This is a genomic window from Pseudomonas sp. PDM03, from assembly GCF_014852385.1.
GTDB classification, from domain to species: domain Bacteria; phylum Pseudomonadota; class Gammaproteobacteria; order Pseudomonadales; family Pseudomonadaceae; genus Aquipseudomonas; species Aquipseudomonas migulae.
The window spans coordinates 402,438-416,790 of sequence record NZ_JACVBM010000001.1 but is presented as its reverse complement, the minus strand read 5'-3'; the positions used below and the strand labels follow the sequence as shown (position 1 = coordinate 416,790).

The window sequence follows — 14,353 nt, the reverse complement described above, 5'->3', positions numbered from 1 at the left end:
GACTCACCTTGAATAAGTGCCCGTGATTACGGGCTGTTGTCGCGTGCGTCGGCCATTACCGCGATGGCTTCCGACTCCATGACACGGATGTCTTGGAACACGCGCGAGCGGTCCTTGGCAGGGACGCCGACGAGCTTCATCACTTCTGGCAGTACGCCGTAATCGAGACCGGTTGCGCCGCATGCACCCGTGCGCCACTGGGTCCACATCGAATCCATGACGAGGAAGGATTTCCAGTTGTCCGGCCAGACTTCGAATGTGTCATCGACGTCCGACGGAGAAAGGCCAAACACTGAAAGAACGCCCTCCGCAGCCACCGGCTCGTACAGTGCGCGTGCGGCGTCGGTCAGTTTCCCAGGCGAGCCTTCCCAAAGGCTTCGCTGTAGGCCTTCACAACCGAATCTGAAACACCGATACAGCTCTTCACCAGAGCGGTGATTGATTCGTCGTTGAGTTCATCGTCGAACCCCCAAGCCACAACCAGATCCTTTACTTGATCAGCGCCCTGCTCAACTTCCGCTGCGGTTACGTCTGCAAGGGTTGGCTGCGCGCCCTTGAATCGCTCGCCGATGGCTTCCGCCTTTTCTTTCCAGGAATCAAACAGCTCAGCCAGCGCTGTACGGTCGCGGTACTTGAACGTAAACGGCACCATGGCTGGAGTGCCGCCTACCTGCGGGATGGCTACGTCGACAGTGAATGTCGGTTTCGGCGCGATGGAAAACTTTGCCATGTGGATTCCTTACGACAGGTAGCGAGTTGGCGCAGCTTGCAGCGCCAGGGATACGGTGCGCGTCAGCAGGTTGTTGCGGGAGACCGCAGGCTGAAGCGAGAACGAGGTGTAGGCGCCGTAATACAGTTTGTCTGTACCAGGTAGGTTCAGGCGGGCGGCCTGCATAGACTTCGCAGCATCGGCGGCTGTAACGACGGCCACATACGGAAGAGTCGGGTCATCGGCGACAGTCAGCACCATGCTGGCGGCAGATTTGTCGGTAGGCAGTTGCCGGCCTTGCTGGTCTTCAAGGAAGACGATGTCAGCGTAGTTCTGCTCGCCGCCGGAGAAGGCCACATCTGTGATCTGCGGGATTTGCGCCCAGGTCAGTACCTTCGTCAGCGTGCCCGCGCCAGAACCAGCTGGGAAGATCTGAGTGCTGGTGGTGTCAATTGCTTCCAAGGTAATCGCGGTTGCGGTCGCGGCCTTAACGCGAACCACCTTGCCATTGAGTGGCGTCCAGCCAGAAGCGATCTGCACGATGTCACCAGCCACCAGCGTGGCGCCGACAACGGTGCAGATGGCTTCGGAGGCGTTGGAGATGGCAGAGAATGGCAGCGCGGCAGCGTAGGTAGCGGCATGCTCGAACGTCGCGCCATTCGGGAGTTTGTAGCCCATGGGGTTTTCCTCTTTGCAGAAATGACAGAACCCGCTCAAGGGCGGGTTCTGGGTTTGCCCAATGGGCGGATTAGGTAGTGGTGTCGGCGCGGTACTGGAACGAAACAGGCAAAGCGAATGCGGTGTCTTCTTGCTGCTCAGGCCCGGGCTCGACAGGCGTCATAACCTGAGCGCTGAAGCCTGGCTTGGTCAGCCGGTCGTTAAGGGGGAATAGCGCGGCCAACTCGTCGACCAACCCTTCGGCTGCGCCAGTGCCACCGCCGGCGGGTGTCACGATCGTGATCTGAAACAGCCCCGTGTATAACCGATGGGCTCCAGCAAGGTCATTGCTGTTCGTGCCCGCCGGTAGCAGGAACGCCCGAAGGTAGGTCTCGTTAGCGGTCGGCGCAAAGTCGACGTTTTGGTAAGAGATGCGCAGCGCAGGACTGCGTGTCTCGGCCCATGTTTTCAGCCGCCCCTCAAACAAGGACCTGATGATCTTGTGGCTCATACCTGATTATTCCTGATGGCGTCATCAACGATCTGCTGGAAGCGGGCCACAGTGATGCGGACCATGCCGGCGGGGGCTTGCTTCGAGTGCCCGTATTCCAACGGTATTGCATATGGCAGGTTGTTAATGAGATAGGCAGTCTGTCCCGCGGTGAAGTCGCTGACTGCTGAAACCAAGGCAGCGATGGTCTCCTGCCCGCCCGGGTCAACTTCGTCAAACGTGACGTTCTCGACGACATCAATTGAAAGGTGCCAGTTCGCCCGAAACCGCCCACCTACGTAACCGTCAGGGGCGCGGACGTCCATGCCGTCGTTCAGCTTGCGCCCGGGCTTGAGCCTCCCCGCCTTTGTCAGATTGGCCGGATCGTTGCGCAGGTCGCTGTTGTGATCGTCCACGGCCTTGTTGTACTGGCTGGCCACTGCGTTCTGCGCCCAGATCTCGGGGTTGCCGACTGGCGACATGCGGATGACGCTGCTGCCCACCTCGATGATGATCTCGCGCAGGCTCGCGTCGATGGCTTCGGTGGCTTGGGCCGCGAACTCGGCGAGGCTCAACGCGAAGCTGCCGGACTGGCCGGAGCCGGCGCGGCTCATGACCGCACCTGCAGCTCGTACAGGATCGGCGTACCCGCGGGATTGATCTCTTTCAGCGGAGGGACAATTGACCAGGTACGTCCTTGAACGATGACCTTGTCCAGTAGCCCTGGCACCCACGCCAATCCCTGCGCGGCGATCTTGAGCTTCTTGTCGCCCTGCTTGATGAGGGTGTTGTTCTGGAATTCTTGACCGGTGAAGTCGATCAGCATGCCTTGGGCGGTCTGCTCGATCACGGTGTCGGGAGACGCGGTGCCGGCTTCTGGGTCGTACTCGCCGACAGTTGTTGCGCGGATGATCACGGGCTGGCCGAACTCTGCGATCATATCCAGAGCCAACGCGGCCATTTCGTCGTAGAAGGCCATGGTGGCTCCAATGATTATCGTTTTCCCCGGTTCATTTCCTTGCGAAGATAAAGAGCACCGAGGACTGGTAGGCCGACACCAAATATCGCAAGGGCCCAACCGATGTTTTGTCGTCCGAATACCTTCAGAGCAATTGCAAATACAAGGTACGCCAAGAAAGGGAATCCAATTGCGGATATCGCCAAAGCGTAATCACCAAAGATTCTAGCGATAGGCTTCTCGGCGCCAAAAACACACAAGTACCAGAGATACATCCAGCCGAGCATCGTCAGCCCAATAAGCCCCAGCATGACGAGATCACCAACAAACCCAAACCCGCGCATAGATTTCTCCGTATGGAGATTCAACGCTAGCTCAGGCACGTACCGCAAACAACCCGCGTCGCTGCAAGTAGTCGGCAAACTGGGTCGCACTCGGCCGATCCGGCGCGGCCGGTAATAGTCGGCCGCTGGTGTTCGGGATGGTCGCGTACTCGCGAGTTACCGCGCCTTCGACACGCTCGAGCGTCACAGCGCCTTTGCGCTTCTCCACGGGATCGATGTCGTCGGTGTGGATCTCGGCAGCCAAAGCCATCTGGCCGTACTGGATGCGAGCAGGCAGGTAGTTGTCGGGCTTGATCTGACAGTCCAGCTCAACCCCTCGGCGCGGCCAGGCCAGAGCCTGATCGCTGTCCATCTTGCGTCCCTTCCAGGTCATGCCATCCATCGCCAAGGCCGACCGGCGAAGCAGCGCTTCTTGCGCAGCAACGTCCGCAGGAATGGTCACACCGAACTTCACGGCGTACATGACTAGATCCTCGGCGCTCGCATAGCTTTCGGCGTCAGGCTTACCGGTGCCGTCCTCGATGATGAGTGTCATGGATCAACTCGCTGCGTTGGTTTTTAGATTGGCCACCGGAACACCGGCAGCCAGCAGTATCACGCCTTGGGCAGATCAGCGACGAGCTTTTCCAAGGATTCTTTCGAGGCGTTGGCCCGGTAAGTCACGCCAGCAGCGTCGAGTTTAACCTTCAGGGCTTCGACTTCCATGCCCTCGCCCGCCTTCAGCTCAGCAAGCTCGTTGCGCAACGTCTCGTTGTCCGTGGCGAGAGCATCGCGACTGGTGGCCAGTTCATCCACTTTCTCGCGGATGTGTTCCAGCGCTTGGTAGAGACGGATCGCCAGCTCGCCGCATTCCGGCTTTTCAATCTCGCCAGCCTCGAGCCCAACAATGACAGCGCGGACCATATCGCTTTCGATGCGCAGCTTGCCGATCAGCTCTTCGAGCTCAGCCTTGTTATCGCCATCCCCAACAACCAGCACCAGGTGCTGCTCGACTTCCTTCAGAGTTACTTCAGGCGTGTCGACTGCCTCGTCACCACGATCGTCAGTTACATTCGCGTCGATGATGCGCAGACCGGCTTCTTTCGCCAATGCTTTCACGTCTTCCTGGTACTGGTGGAACGGCCCGGGCAGATACCAAATGTTCTTGTTGCTCATGATCATGTCCTCACCGAACCGGGCGCGAGGCCCGGCTCAGCTGTCAGGGATTACTTGGAGGCATCGCCGATCAAAGCCACACCAGCGGTGTGCTTGATGCTGGTGGCGGTCTTGTCCCAGTTGGTGCCGGTTGCCAGTTCGGCATCGGTCGGAGACTTGCCGCCGGCGGTGGTATCCCAGGTGTAGCCCTTCAGGCCCAGAGCGAAGGTGTAGTCGACCTGAATGGTCGTCTCGATGCGCTCCTTGCCGTTTGCGGTGTCCACGTTCGAAATCTGGTCGCGGCCGTCGTGAACCAGTGCTGCACCCGACACCAGGGACAAGATCACTTCCTTGTTTGGCGTACCGGTCTGCATCAGCGCCGGAGCGTCGGTGACCACAGTTACCTTGCCGAGGATATCGACGACGCGCACGTTGCCTGCGACGAACAGGTTGGTGGAGTTGGCGATCGCCTGACCAACCAGCTTGTGCCAGGTGGTGCCCTGCATGACTTGCGCTACCAGGCTTTGGCTCGCGTCACCGAACTTCGCGTGTGCGTTGTTCAGCCCGGCCTGGGTGATGCCGGCGGTGGCCGATACATCGTTCACGGCAGTGGCCTGCGCGGTGATTGCTGCAACCAGCGCGGCAATGGCGGTGTTCAGTTGGTCCTTCAGCAGAATTTCGGCGAACGCGCGCGAGGCAACTTCAACACCCTGCACGGTCGGTCGCTGGAGCCAGGTCATCTGCGACGGTTCGTAGCGGATCGGACCGAAACCGCCAGCTACTTTGACGGACGAGTTTTTCAGCTCGGTCAGGTCAGTGACCGGTGCAACACCGTTGGCAGCGTAACGATCAACGCGACGCTGAGCAGCGGCCAGGGTTTGGAAGAACGATTCCTGAAGGAAGTCGCCAGTAAAGCCATCCGGGGAAAGGATGATTGCGCCATTGCTGGCAGCGTTGAAGGCGGCTGTCATCTGATCCAGGCTTTCCAGCGTGGCAGGCATGATGAAGTCGTTGAAAACCTGCATTTGAGCGAGGGACATGAATTACTTCCTTACTTGAGAGGGAGATCCGGAAACTTGCTGGCGATTGCCGCAGTGCGTTCCGTTTTGGTGCCGCCGATATTTCCTTTCGGGGCCCCGCCCCCACCACCAGCACCAGCAGCCCCGCCGCCAGATGCCTTACTACCCGCGATCAACGGCGCGAACGCCGTGTCATTTGCGAATTCTGCTTTCAGCTCATCCAGTGTTGCCGCCGAGAGCTTGCCCTGCTGGTCGAGCACGACCACAACAGGCTTCCCGTCGCGCTGCTCGACGCTCAGGCGGCGTTCGATGTGCGGCAACAGGGCTTTTGCGCTGCCCGGGATGGCCAGGGCAGACGCGATATCAGTAGCGGTACGGCCGACAGTCAGATCCCGGATCTGCGCACTCAGCGTTCCACGTTCTTGTTCCAGCGTGCCGTTCAGCTCAGCTTCGCGGCGGTTGTACTTCTCGGACCAGGAGCGTTCGAGCTCTTCGACGTTGCCGGACTTCCGGGCATTCTCTTCGCGCTCCAGGCGGGCCTGGTCTTCGGCGTCCTTGCGAGCCTTGTCGGCGGCCTTCTTCTCGTCCAGCAGTTCCTGAACCTTGGATTTCAGGCCCGAGACATCCTCAGGCTGAGGCAGACCTTCAATGCCGAGTACGAACTTGCCGTCCTTCTCGGTGTAAAGAGCGCGCACGGCTTCATCGACACCATCCAGGCTGTCCAGTTGGAATTTCAGCATTTGTTGTCTCCCAGAGACGTTGATGCAGGCCCTGCCTGCTATTTGATGCCCGCCCGCTCGAACGCCAGAGGCTCAAGAGCCTTCATCTGCACAAGGGTCAGAGGTGAAAAGTTGCGATCAAGCTGCAGCTCGGAGAATCGTTCGATGCTCAGGCCGCCTTCGCGAAACAGCTTGGCGCGGACCGGGCCGATAGCTCTGTCCTGAAACGCGGCCGGCTGCTGCTTCAGCCAGTCGTAATAGCTGAGGTCTGCCCTCACCTGCTGGGCGCCACCATTGCCGATGGATGCTCGCGTGGCGTCCTGGGCAAACAACGCGCTAAAACGGGTCACCGCGACAATCGTCGAGCGGCAGTTGATATGGATCGGCGGCCGAGGCCCCTCAGTCAGCTTGAAGCGCTGCTTGTCGAGCGTCCGGCACTGGCTGGTGGTCTTCGTGTCCAGCGTGCTGACCCACTCCACGGCCTGCACGACATCGGAGTTCTCTTTCAGCGTCTCCATGCGCGCTTGAGTGGCAACGTGTTGCACCGCCGTCCGCACCACAGCGCCGGCGTTCCGGTTGGTCGTGGCCAGGATACCGTCGTTGTACTGGAGCGCTTTGGTCCCGCGGATGCTCTTGATGATCTGGAAGTTGGTTTGGCCTTCGAAGAAGCCCTGCCGGATCGCGCCAGTGAGGCGTTGTCGCTCGGTGGAGGTGAAGCCATAAATGAACGACTTGAGCAGCTTGCCGCCGTCCGCGCCGCGCACACTGAGCGGGTTCGTGAGGATGGCCGCCCGGATTGCAGCAGCGCCAGGCACTGCCGCATCAAACGAGACGCCCACCGGTGCCGCCCGGGTCAGACTGGTCGCTTCAAACTCAGCCTCGTAGTTGGCGATGTCGATCAGGTCGAGGTTCAGCTTCTCGCTGTACCGGTCGAAGATGCCCAGCAGCAGGCTATCCACCTCGCTCAGCAGCCGTTCCAGCCGCGCGACGGTGTAATCCGTCAGATCCGCACGCGTCAGCCGCTCACGGATCGAGCGATCAATCTCCTTGAGGAATGGCCCGAACTTCGCGACCTCCCCCGACTTCAGTTGCTCAAGGAAGACGGCGTGCCGAATCGTGGCATCAAGGATCGCTTGGTTTGCCGCCATTCGGGATTACCTCGTCGTCATCCAGATCGATCACCGGATTCTCTGTTTCCAGTTCGTCGCGAATTTGGTCGTCGGTCTTCTCGGGATTGATCACGCCGCGATCGCGCAGGTACTGCCAGAAGTCGCCCGCCGGCAGCTTGCCGCCCTGAACCGCGTTGAACAGTGCAGTGAGGATCGTTGCGTCCAGGCTGATCTGGCTGAAGTCCTGATTGAGCTTGTAGAGGGTTTTGCCGGGAGCGTTCACGAACTCAGCCATCCAGACCAGGCACTGGCTGTAAGCCTCGCTGACGTTGCTCACCACCAGAGACAGCACGCTGTGTTCGGCGGCGCTGTCGTTGTCAGCCTGGGTGGCGGTCTTCACCGCGCTGCCCCGCTCGATCAGCCGGGCACCGAGCGAGACCATGTCTTCTTTCTTGGCGTCCATCGCCTCTTTCACGAGCGTATTCGGTTCAGGCTGTGCGAAACCACACGACCCGTTGGCGGGAAGAGTCAGCGGCGCGCGGGAGCCGACGTAGATACCGTTCGCTTCCAGGTGATCGCGCCAGGCTTCATCGAGACCGGAAATCCAGAACTGAGGCTGGCCGGAAAACCACACCGAGTCTTCATAGTCGGCGCTGTTGCAGTAATGGCCAATGTTGAGCACGGCCATGTCGTACAACGGCGAATCGTCGATGCTGGTGTCGTTGTTCTCACTGCCCAGAAACTGGAACGGGATAACCTTCCACGGAAGGCCGAGGCCGTTGAGCGGAGTGAAAGGCGCGACAATCAGGGACGTTTCGCTACGGCCTTCCTCCCACACTTCCTGCGTGTAGATCCCCGCCCCGTCGAGACGAAGCACGCGGTATTGCACAACCTTTTCACTGCCGAAGCCGTCATCGGTATCAACGTCGACTTCTTCGCGCAGAACGACAAGGCTCAGCAGGTGTTGACCACCGACCTTCCGAGTCTTCCAGTTCCTGATTGACTCCGCCGAGTAGCTGGCAACGCTCGCCCGTGCTCGGCCAGCATGTTCGTCTGCTTTGCTCACGGTGCCGGCTTTGACGGCGACGTAGTCCACCAACAACCCGTGACGACCGACCTCGAGCAGATGCCCGATGACCGATTGCGACTGCTGGTAGACGCTCACGCCCTGCCCGTCGACGTCCTTCGACACGTAGTCGAGAGCGCCCGGAACGGTCAGCGTCGGCCAGGTGCGAAACACCGCACCCACCAGGCTGTTTTTGGTTCTCCCAGTGGCGTTGTAGAACACGGCCCGCTGCTTGTAGCCCTTGTAGCGGGCGATATTCTCCAGGCTGGTGTCATGCTCGTTGGGCTTCGGCAGGTAAACATCGCCTCGGGCCTTTACGGTTTCGGAGCCCTTGCACACGTCTCGCACAAGCCGCCAACGGGACTGTGCCGCGTCGTACTCCGGGCGGGTGTAAGTGACGTCTGCCATTAGCGTGCGAATCCCATTTTGATTGATTTGACCGGCTTCCTTGCGCTCTTGGCGACAGCGAAGTACCGGAATCCGTCGGAGCCGTGAGACGTCCAGTCGTGAAGCGGTTTGTCCTTCCAACAGCCACGCTTGTCGTCCCACTCCTTGCGGTAGTTCTCAAGACAGGCGATGCCTGCTTCGCACTTGGATTCATCGAACACGCATTTGGGCAGGATCTCGCGAGCCTGCTCAATGCCGTCGTTGATGCCGAGCTTGGGGACAACCTGGAAGGTCATGCAGTACTTCTGCCCGTCGATTTCGTATCCCTCGCGGGCAAGTTCTCGGCGGGTCTTGGCATCGCTGCCGAACTCGCGGTTGTCGATGTCGTGCGGCCCCCAGTGCTCGGAGTAGGTGTATCCCTTGTCCTTGAGCACCTTCATGTAATGCCGCAGGCCTTCGCCGCTGTTCTCGTAATAATCGATGACGTGAAACTCTTCCCCAACTTGACGCACGAACCAGATGGCCGTGGAGTCGCCGACGCCGATGTCCCAGAAGGTCATCACCGGCAGGTGGCTGTTGTCGGGCAGAGTGCCGATGCGCTGAGCTGCATACAGCTTGGTGAACTGCTGCGCGTAGTAGGCGCCTTCGACCGATTGCTGGAAGGCTTCGACGGGGATCGACGGGTATTCCCGCTTCATGTCGTCGCCAAGTGTCTTCTCTTTGGCCGCGTACCAGGCGCGCTGGCCGTCGTTGGTGACGATTGCATGCTTGGCCTGCAGTTCATTGAAGTAGTCGGTCAGGCGCTGCGGCAGCACCACGTCGGTAGCGTCAAGGCTATAGGCCTTGTTGTTCCACCAACTGAAGAAAAAGAACTTCCAGTCGAGCAGGCCCAGCGGGACACCAGCGAGTTGCTGGCGCTCTGCTGACTGACTGTAATCAAAGAAATACCCGGCCCGGCCTTCTGCCGTCGACTCGATGGTGACGAAACAATCAGCGGCCACCGCCTCGAAAGCACCGGTGACAATCTCCCGCGCCTTGTGCGGGAACTTGGCGCAGATCTTCCCGAACTCAGATACGTGCAGGTAGCGCAGCGTGCCACCCCGAAACGAGGTACTGACGTACAGCGACCCGCCCTTGCTAAACACCAGCTCACCAGCGGCGTCATTTCGTGCAGGGTTGGCAGCACGCAGCTCTTTCGGCAAGTTGTCGTAGGCGTATTTCACCTTTTCCCGGAAAAGGCGCTTGGCGTCGTTCAGGGTGTGAGCGATCAAGGCGCACTTCGCAGCCTCGAACAGCGCCGCATCCAGCTGGACGATGCACACCAGCGTCGTAAAGCCCAGCTGGCGAGCTTTCAGGATGATGTTCCGGGTATGCATCCCCTGGAAGTAATCGATCTGCTCCTGCGTCATGCGGAAGCGAACCTTCTTGCCCTGCTTGTCGGTGATGAAGTAGAGGTCATTCAGTCGCCAGAACCGATCCCGAAGCAGCTTCATGTGCTCGGGTTTCATATCAGGCGTCCTGTGATAATTCGTCCATCATCTTCGAGATCTCGTCGGCGTCGTCCGTCTTCTCCTTCTCGTCCAGGCTGAATGCCTGACGCTCCAGAACTTGCAGGTTCTTCATTGCAGAGGAAAGCTGAAACAAGGTTTTGGAATTGCTGGGTAGCGCGACAGCAGCGAGCATCGAGGCCCGGCGCATGCCGTTATTGTCCTCGTCAGTCTCGTCGATGATCGCGTCTTCGATCTCTTCCCGGCGTTGGATGGTATTGAGCAGGTCATCCATCAGCAGGTTCGCAAGGTTCGTGGCCTTGCGAATATCTCTGCGATGGCTGCGAACCACACGAGCCCCTTCTTCTGCGGCCTCTTCGATGATCTCGGCATCAAGTTCGCAGTTCGCGCCTTGGTCGTTGCGAACCTCGCCGCGAACCAGCTTGCTGCGAACCTCTTTGCGCACCTGGTCGGAAAGGTCTCTCGCCCATCCTTGAACCTTGGCTTTCTTCCGGATTGCCGTGTCGCTCACGCCTTGGCGCTCAGCGATAGTTCTGATGGAAAGCGAACCAGCCCGGTAGGCACGTTCGATTGCCTCCCAGTCGGGTTGCTTGGTTGTCATAAATTGTCTCAGGTAAGCCTAAAGGCGGGATTGAAATAGTGGCGCGTTGCCGGTATTGGTGGCATTCAATTCAATGGAGATCGAGTCATGACGGAAGGCATCAAAAACATCGGCAATATTTCTTCGCACACATACCGCAGCCAATCAGCCGAATCGCAAAGAGCGATGGCGGTAGCTGCCGCCTTGGATCTCATCGCATTGAATGTGAGCGGGGCTCACAGTGGCGGCCTCTTGGAGTCCGAACTCAAAAGCCTTGGCGATTACGCCGACAAGATCCAAGAGGCATTAAAATCTAAGTGATCCACCCGTGCCGCACTCACCTGCGGCACACCTACCCCGCCCTCACGATCACCAGCTTGCGAACCCGGCCACCAGTGCAGGTATCGCGCCTCTTCGCCATCTGAATTGCCTCTACAGCAGTCGCATCCATATCCATCGCCGTGAGCGCATGGCTTGAGCCGCTGCCTATTGCATATGGCCGGTCAAGCTCCAAGGAGTCCTTCCAGGCGCCGGTCTTGTCGTCATGACCGACCAGCCAAAGCGCACTACCGTCCCAGGCAAGAGCTGACGCCTCTACAGCGCTCGGCGCATCAGCACCAAAGAATGCAGCGATCAACGCGGCAAAGTCGCAGGTCGCGCCAGTGCAAAGAAAACGCACACCCTTGACCACCTGCAGCTTGTTGGTGTCGTCATCCAGAATGGTAGTGCCGCGAGTTGATCGGGAGTCATAGGCGATCACGCCGTCTTTGTAGGCAATGGTCGTCATATTCTTCCTCGCGCTAAGCTTGAAATGATGGCTGGATGCCGGTATTTGTGCAGATCACGTTATGAATGGACTAGGGACCTGACTCAATGATGTCGACCATCCAAATAGTCGTCGCTACCTTGATGGCCTTTATTGCACTTCTCTTCACGATCGCTAGGGCGACGCCAGAGGAAAAAGCGAAGGTTATTGGATGGGGGCGGCAAAGCACATATTTCGGATTTCTTCTCCTGCTAATTGGAATCTGCACCTACTCCATCATTAGTTTCGTGGCCGGAGAGGGCCAGCCCACCAGGGCAGAGATCGCTAATTTTGTGTTCGCAACCCTGCTTTCGATTTGGTACGCCTACTTGCTTTTCGACCGCGCCATTGAAATCCGGAGAGCGAAGCACAGCAAAAAAATCGAAAAGCTCGAATCCGAACTCGACGACTTAAAGCACCAAGCTCTTGCACTCGAGTTAGAGGGAAAGATAATGGAGAAGTTGTCAGCGCTCTTCTCTGCGCTGCTGGGAGCTCAAACTAAGGATGTCGGAGGCCCGCATAACGATAGGTCTCGTTGACTGCATGGAAATGGCGATCTTCATGATTTTTCGTGTCGCGCCACGATTTGGCGCATTCGAAAACGTGGCGCGGATTACTTGGCCCGGCGCTCGACGCCACCGGGCGCCTTGTCACAGTGCAGGCAGTGCTCACAGTTCAACGCCCGGCATAGCCAGACCTTCACCCGTTGCCAGTAAGTGACCATGAAGATGTGGCGAGCACCAGCCAGGGCCAGGGACACATGCAGCGTCAGTCCAGAAGTGGTCGGACCGAAGAAAATGTTCTGGCTGCGCGCCATGACGACAAAGCCGCTGATGGCGATCGTCGAGTAGATCAGCTTCCCGAGGATGCCGTCCCTCACCTTCCCGCTCAGTACGCACCAGGTGGCCCACAGAGAAATCAGGCCTACCGCGATGGAGTTGATCAGTTCGTAATTCATGGTGGATTACCTCCCCCGAACCGCTGGCGAATGAACGCCCAGAGGTCAGCGGCTTTAATGGCCCGGGTGATTGCCGCGATCAGCGATCCGCCGAAGGTGCCAAGCAGGAAGCCGATACCAGCAACGCTTCGAGGCTCGACGACGCCGAGGTAGGTGCTGACTAAGCCTGTCAGGTAGTGAGCGCATGCAGCGCCCGAGAAAATGAAGATCGCCCAGGCCTTTCGGTCTACCAGGTCATCCTTGTGCCAGAAGCTGGCGGCGATTGCCCCAAGCAACCCGGCTACAAACCATGAATCCAACCTGTCGAGCAGGCGGTATAAAAACTCCATGCGCTCGACTCCGTGATGGGCATGAGCAAATGGCCTTGGGCCATGTAGAATTCCCCTGCCAATAAACCAAGGACAAGGGTATGAACAAAAAAGTAGCGGCAGGACTCCTCGCTTCCATTGGACTCATGTCCAGTGCACACGCCGACACCTTCACAAGCGCCGATATCTGCAAGGCAGCTATTTCCGTGGAGATGGGCCGACCCACAAAAACGATGAAAACCAAACAAGCAGAGCCAAATCCGGAGATTTCTTATCGACGTCCCGATGGAGACTCATTTCGGTATCGGTGCCAGATAAGTGAGGACCGTGTGATCTGGTCTGCATTCATGGAAGACGAAAACGAATGGGGCCGGTGGAGAAATCGGTATTCAGAGGGGGATGCATCGACGACGTACTCGGTGTCGAATGGCGTACTGACAATAAGCAATGATCAATCGGGCGACAAAACCTTCAAGAAGAAAGATTTCTGAAGCCCTGAAATAGGTGCGCGTGTCTTTCCACGCTGTCTGCCGAAGACTTCATTGCGTCGACGCCCTATTGCATCGATCTCGCTGATTCAGTCTCGCACCACCCAGTAAGCACTGTCAGAACTGGATGCGCGGGCTGCCGGTGTTTTCGCGTAGTACTGCACTTGCCGGCTTATCAGTGTCCAGACTTTCCTAGCGAAAAAGCCCTTAATTAAAGGACTCTCACAGAATGAATCTCATCAACTTACAAACCAAAGATCTACTAAAGCTTCAGTCTGAGGTGATGAGGGAGCTCAGGAGCCGAGGGATCCTAAGGACGATGAACAACCCTGTTGGCGACTACGCCGAGTGGTTGGTTGCTTCGGCTCTAGGCTTGAAGCTCGCCAAAAATTCAGCCGCAGGTCATGACGCGGAGTCTGAAACAGGCAAAAAAATCCAAATTAAGGCGCGCCGAGTAAACCCCGCCAACAAATCCAGACAGCTAGGCGTTATACGTAATTTGGAAAAGGGCGATTTCGACGAACTGATCGCAATAATTTTCAGCGAGTCGTACGAGGTAGTTGAAGCAGTATCAATCCCGCACTCAGTGATCTCCGAGTACAGCACGCACAGATCGCACGTGAATGGCCACGTGTTACACCTCCGGGGAGCCTTGCTTTCCGACAGTCGTGTTCGGGACATTCGTGCAGAGCTGAGCCAAGAAATTTCCCAGCAACCTCAGAAGGCCGGCGTGATATCGAAGTAGTAGTCTTTCCCTTCCTCGAAATGCTCGGTGCGATCAGCCACCACGTTAACGGTGTATTCACCGTAAGGTGTGTACTTGCCGTAGATAGCGTCTTCTTCCGCAGGATTGGCCGACCACACGGCACCGAAGTGCAGGCGGGTCAGTGATTCCGTCGAGCCCTGAACAGGCCCTTTGGAGCGGAGAGTCATTTTGCAGCGAGTGATATGCGACATCGGTAGATCCTCTGTATCGAATGAGCAGGAGGGTCTTTCCGGTCTTTCGCCTGCATTTGGGCAATAAAAAACCCGGCGCCTGGCCGGGTTTAGGGTTTCGTGTGCGTTTCGCGTTACTTGTGCACTATGGAGAAAGTACGCACAAAACCCCGTCATG

The 14,353-nt window shown here is 58.2% G+C and carries 23 protein-coding genes; 4 read left to right on the top strand and 19 right to left on the bottom strand.

The genetic code is table 11. The annotated features are described in order from the left end of the window. Positions 1-26 precede the first annotated feature (26 nt). From IB254_RS02060 to IB254_RS01990, 15 genes are all read right to left on the bottom strand, one after another. Positions 27-293, bottom strand: coding sequence for a DUF1799 domain-containing protein (locus tag IB254_RS02060; protein ID WP_192416196.1), 267 nt, complete (start codon positions 291-293; stop codon positions 27-29). A gap of 53 nt (positions 294-346) precedes the next feature. Next, positions 347-730: a phage tail assembly chaperone gene (locus IB254_RS02055; RefSeq protein WP_192416195.1), complete on the bottom strand. Its 384-nt coding sequence runs from the start codon at positions 728-730 to the stop codon at positions 347-349. A gap of 9 nt (positions 731-739) precedes the next feature. Beyond that, entirely contained in the window at positions 740-1,387 is a 648-nt protein-coding gene (locus IB254_RS02050) for a phage tail protein (RefSeq protein ID WP_192416194.1), read from the bottom strand. A 70-nt stretch (positions 1,388-1,457) separates the two neighbouring features. Next, entirely contained in the window at positions 1,458-1,877 is a 420-nt protein-coding gene (locus IB254_RS02045; RefSeq protein ID WP_192416193.1) for a phage tail terminator-like protein, read from the bottom strand. Beyond that, positions 1,874-2,470 (bottom strand): hypothetical protein, encoded by a 597-nt coding sequence (locus IB254_RS02040; protein ID WP_192416192.1) that lies wholly within the window; start codon positions 2,468-2,470, stop codon positions 1,874-1,876. Before IB254_RS02040 ends, IB254_RS02045 begins: the two co-directional genes overlap by 4 nt. Then, positions 2,467-2,835, bottom strand: coding sequence for a hypothetical protein (locus IB254_RS02035; protein ID WP_192416191.1), 369 nt, complete (start codon positions 2,833-2,835; stop codon positions 2,467-2,469). The genes IB254_RS02040 and IB254_RS02035 overlap by 4 nt, the downstream gene beginning before the upstream one ends. A gap of 14 nt (positions 2,836-2,849) precedes the next feature. Continuing rightward, the gene (locus tag IB254_RS02030) at positions 2,850-3,158 is read right to left on the bottom strand and encodes a hypothetical protein (protein WP_192416190.1); all 309 of its coding nucleotides are present in this window, start codon (positions 3,156-3,158) and stop codon (positions 2,850-2,852) included. 31 nt (positions 3,159-3,189) lie between these two features. Next, positions 3,190-3,693 (bottom strand): DnaT-like ssDNA-binding protein, encoded by a 504-nt coding sequence (locus IB254_RS02025; RefSeq protein ID WP_192416189.1) that lies wholly within the window; start codon positions 3,691-3,693, stop codon positions 3,190-3,192. Between the two features lie 59 nt (positions 3,694-3,752). Further along, positions 3,753-4,313: a hypothetical protein gene (locus tag IB254_RS02020; protein WP_192416188.1), complete on the bottom strand. Its 561-nt coding sequence runs from the start codon at positions 4,311-4,313 to the stop codon at positions 3,753-3,755. A gap of 50 nt (positions 4,314-4,363) precedes the next feature. Next, positions 4,364-5,332 carry a major capsid protein gene (locus tag IB254_RS02015; RefSeq protein ID WP_192416187.1) on the bottom strand — a complete coding sequence of 323 codons (969 nt, stop codon included), beginning with the start codon at positions 5,330-5,332 and terminating at the stop codon, positions 4,364-4,366. Between the two features lie 11 nt (positions 5,333-5,343). Further along, positions 5,344-6,051: a hypothetical protein gene (locus IB254_RS02010; protein WP_192416186.1), complete on the bottom strand. Its 708-nt coding sequence runs from the start codon at positions 6,049-6,051 to the stop codon at positions 5,344-5,346. A gap of 38 nt (positions 6,052-6,089) precedes the next feature. Next, entirely contained in the window at positions 6,090-7,178 is a 1,089-nt protein-coding gene (locus IB254_RS02005) for a minor capsid protein (protein ID WP_192416185.1), read from the bottom strand. After that, a complete protein-coding gene (locus tag IB254_RS02000; RefSeq protein ID WP_192416184.1) occupies positions 7,153-8,613 on the bottom strand; it encodes a DUF4055 domain-containing protein in 1,461 nt (486 codons plus the stop codon). Before IB254_RS02000 ends, IB254_RS02005 begins: the two co-directional genes overlap by 26 nt. Further along, positions 8,613-10,100: a terminase gene (locus tag IB254_RS01995; protein WP_192416183.1), complete on the bottom strand. Its 1,488-nt coding sequence runs from the start codon at positions 10,098-10,100 to the stop codon at positions 8,613-8,615. The genes IB254_RS02000 and IB254_RS01995 overlap by 1 nt, the downstream gene beginning before the upstream one ends. A gap of 1 nt (position 10,101) precedes the next feature. Next, a complete protein-coding gene (locus IB254_RS01990; RefSeq protein ID WP_069022855.1) occupies positions 10,102-10,701 on the bottom strand; it encodes a hypothetical protein in 600 nt (199 codons plus the stop codon). Between the two features lie 87 nt (positions 10,702-10,788). Here IB254_RS01990 and IB254_RS01985 point away from each other — a divergent pair, with 87 nt between their 5' ends. Continuing rightward, on the top strand, positions 10,789-11,001 hold the full coding sequence (locus IB254_RS01985) for a hypothetical protein (protein WP_078048333.1): 213 nt from the start codon (positions 10,789-10,791) through the stop codon (positions 10,999-11,001). 31 nt (positions 11,002-11,032) lie between these two features. On the opposite strand, the gene IB254_RS01980 is transcribed toward IB254_RS01985, so the two are convergent. After that, positions 11,033-11,467 (bottom strand): proteasome subunit beta, encoded by a 435-nt coding sequence (locus IB254_RS01980; RefSeq protein WP_192416182.1) that lies wholly within the window; start codon positions 11,465-11,467, stop codon positions 11,033-11,035. Between the two features lie 86 nt (positions 11,468-11,553). Between IB254_RS01980 and IB254_RS01975 the strand changes: the two genes are divergently transcribed. Continuing rightward, positions 11,554-12,024, top strand: coding sequence for a hypothetical protein (locus IB254_RS01975; RefSeq protein ID WP_192416181.1), 471 nt, complete (start codon positions 11,554-11,556; stop codon positions 12,022-12,024). Positions 12,025-12,098: 74 nt separating this feature from the next. Here IB254_RS01975 and IB254_RS01970 read toward each other — a convergent pair whose 3' ends face one another. Continuing rightward, positions 12,099-12,443, bottom strand: coding sequence for a hypothetical protein (locus tag IB254_RS01970; protein ID WP_192416180.1), 345 nt, complete (start codon positions 12,441-12,443; stop codon positions 12,099-12,101). Then, entirely contained in the window at positions 12,440-12,772 is a 333-nt protein-coding gene (locus IB254_RS01965; protein ID WP_192416179.1) for an MFS transporter, read from the bottom strand. The genes IB254_RS01970 and IB254_RS01965 overlap by 4 nt, the downstream gene beginning before the upstream one ends. A gap of 80 nt (positions 12,773-12,852) precedes the next feature. Here IB254_RS01965 and IB254_RS01960 point away from each other — a divergent pair, with 80 nt between their 5' ends. Then, on the top strand, positions 12,853-13,242 hold the full coding sequence (locus tag IB254_RS01960; RefSeq protein WP_225602225.1) for a hypothetical protein: 390 nt from the start codon (positions 12,853-12,855) through the stop codon (positions 13,240-13,242). A 226-nt stretch (positions 13,243-13,468) separates the two neighbouring features. Continuing rightward, a complete protein-coding gene (locus tag IB254_RS01955; RefSeq protein ID WP_192416178.1) occupies positions 13,469-13,984 on the top strand; it encodes a DUF6998 domain-containing protein in 516 nt (171 codons plus the stop codon). Here the strand turns inward: IB254_RS01955 and IB254_RS01950 are convergent. After that, positions 13,957-14,196 carry a hypothetical protein gene (locus IB254_RS01950; RefSeq protein WP_192416177.1) on the bottom strand — a complete coding sequence of 80 codons (240 nt, stop codon included), beginning with the start codon at positions 14,194-14,196 and terminating at the stop codon, positions 13,957-13,959. The two genes, IB254_RS01955 and IB254_RS01950, sit on opposite strands and share 28 nt — an antisense overlap. Positions 14,197-14,353: the final 157 nt, after the last annotated feature.

Coding starts and splice junctions, on each gene's coding strand:
- IB254_RS02005 (WP_192416185.1), bottom strand. CDS start 7,178: ATGGCGGCAAACCAAGCGATCCTTGATGCCACGATTCGGCACGCCGTC.
- IB254_RS01975 (WP_192416181.1), top strand. CDS start 11,554: ATGATGTCGACCATCCAAATAGTCGTCGCTACCTTGATGGCCTTTATT.
- IB254_RS01985 (WP_078048333.1), top strand. CDS start 10,789: ATGACGGAAGGCATCAAAAACATCGGCAATATTTCTTCGCACACATAC.
- IB254_RS01990 (WP_069022855.1), bottom strand. CDS start 10,701: ATGACAACCAAGCAACCCGACTGGGAGGCAATCGAACGTGCCTACCGG.
- IB254_RS01995 (WP_192416183.1), bottom strand. CDS start 10,100: ATGAAACCCGAGCACATGAAGCTGCTTCGGGATCGGTTCTGGCGACTG.
- IB254_RS02015 (WP_192416187.1), bottom strand. CDS start 5,332: ATGTCCCTCGCTCAAATGCAGGTTTTCAACGACTTCATCATGCCTGCC.
- IB254_RS02035 (WP_192416191.1), bottom strand. CDS start 2,835: ATGGCCTTCTACGACGAAATGGCCGCGTTGGCTCTGGATATGATCGCA.
- IB254_RS01970 (WP_192416180.1), bottom strand. CDS start 12,443: ATGAATTACGAACTGATCAACTCCATCGCGGTAGGCCTGATTTCTCTG.
- IB254_RS02040 (WP_192416192.1), bottom strand. CDS start 2,470: ATGAGCCGCGCCGGCTCCGGCCAGTCCGGCAGCTTCGCGTTGAGCCTC.
- IB254_RS02045 (WP_192416193.1), bottom strand. CDS start 1,877: ATGAGCCACAAGATCATCAGGTCCTTGTTTGAGGGGCGGCTGAAAACA.
- IB254_RS02020 (WP_192416188.1), bottom strand. CDS start 4,313: ATGAGCAACAAGAACATTTGGTATCTGCCCGGGCCGTTCCACCAGTAC.
- IB254_RS01950 (WP_192416177.1), bottom strand. CDS start 14,196: ATGTCGCATATCACTCGCTGCAAAATGACTCTCCGCTCCAAAGGGCCT.
- IB254_RS02030 (WP_192416190.1), bottom strand. CDS start 3,158: ATGCGCGGGTTTGGGTTTGTTGGTGATCTCGTCATGCTGGGGCTTATT.
- IB254_RS02010 (WP_192416186.1), bottom strand. CDS start 6,051: ATGCTGAAATTCCAACTGGACAGCCTGGATGGTGTCGATGAAGCCGTG.
- IB254_RS02000 (WP_192416184.1), bottom strand. CDS start 8,613: ATGGCAGACGTCACTTACACCCGCCCGGAGTACGACGCGGCACAGTCC.
- IB254_RS02050 (WP_192416194.1), bottom strand. CDS start 1,387: ATGGGCTACAAACTCCCGAATGGCGCGACGTTCGAGCATGCCGCTACC.
- IB254_RS02055 (WP_192416195.1), bottom strand. CDS start 730: ATGGCAAAGTTTTCCATCGCGCCGAAACCGACATTCACTGTCGACGTA.
- IB254_RS01960 (WP_225602225.1), top strand. CDS start 12,853: ATGAACAAAAAAGTAGCGGCAGGACTCCTCGCTTCCATTGGACTCATG.
- IB254_RS02025 (WP_192416189.1), bottom strand. CDS start 3,693: ATGACACTCATCATCGAGGACGGCACCGGTAAGCCTGACGCCGAAAGC.
- IB254_RS01955 (WP_192416178.1), top strand. CDS start 13,469: ATGAATCTCATCAACTTACAAACCAAAGATCTACTAAAGCTTCAGTCT.
- IB254_RS01980 (WP_192416182.1), bottom strand. CDS start 11,467: ATGACGACCATTGCCTACAAAGACGGCGTGATCGCCTATGACTCCCGA.
- IB254_RS01965 (WP_192416179.1), bottom strand. CDS start 12,772: ATGGAGTTTTTATACCGCCTGCTCGACAGGTTGGATTCATGGTTTGTA.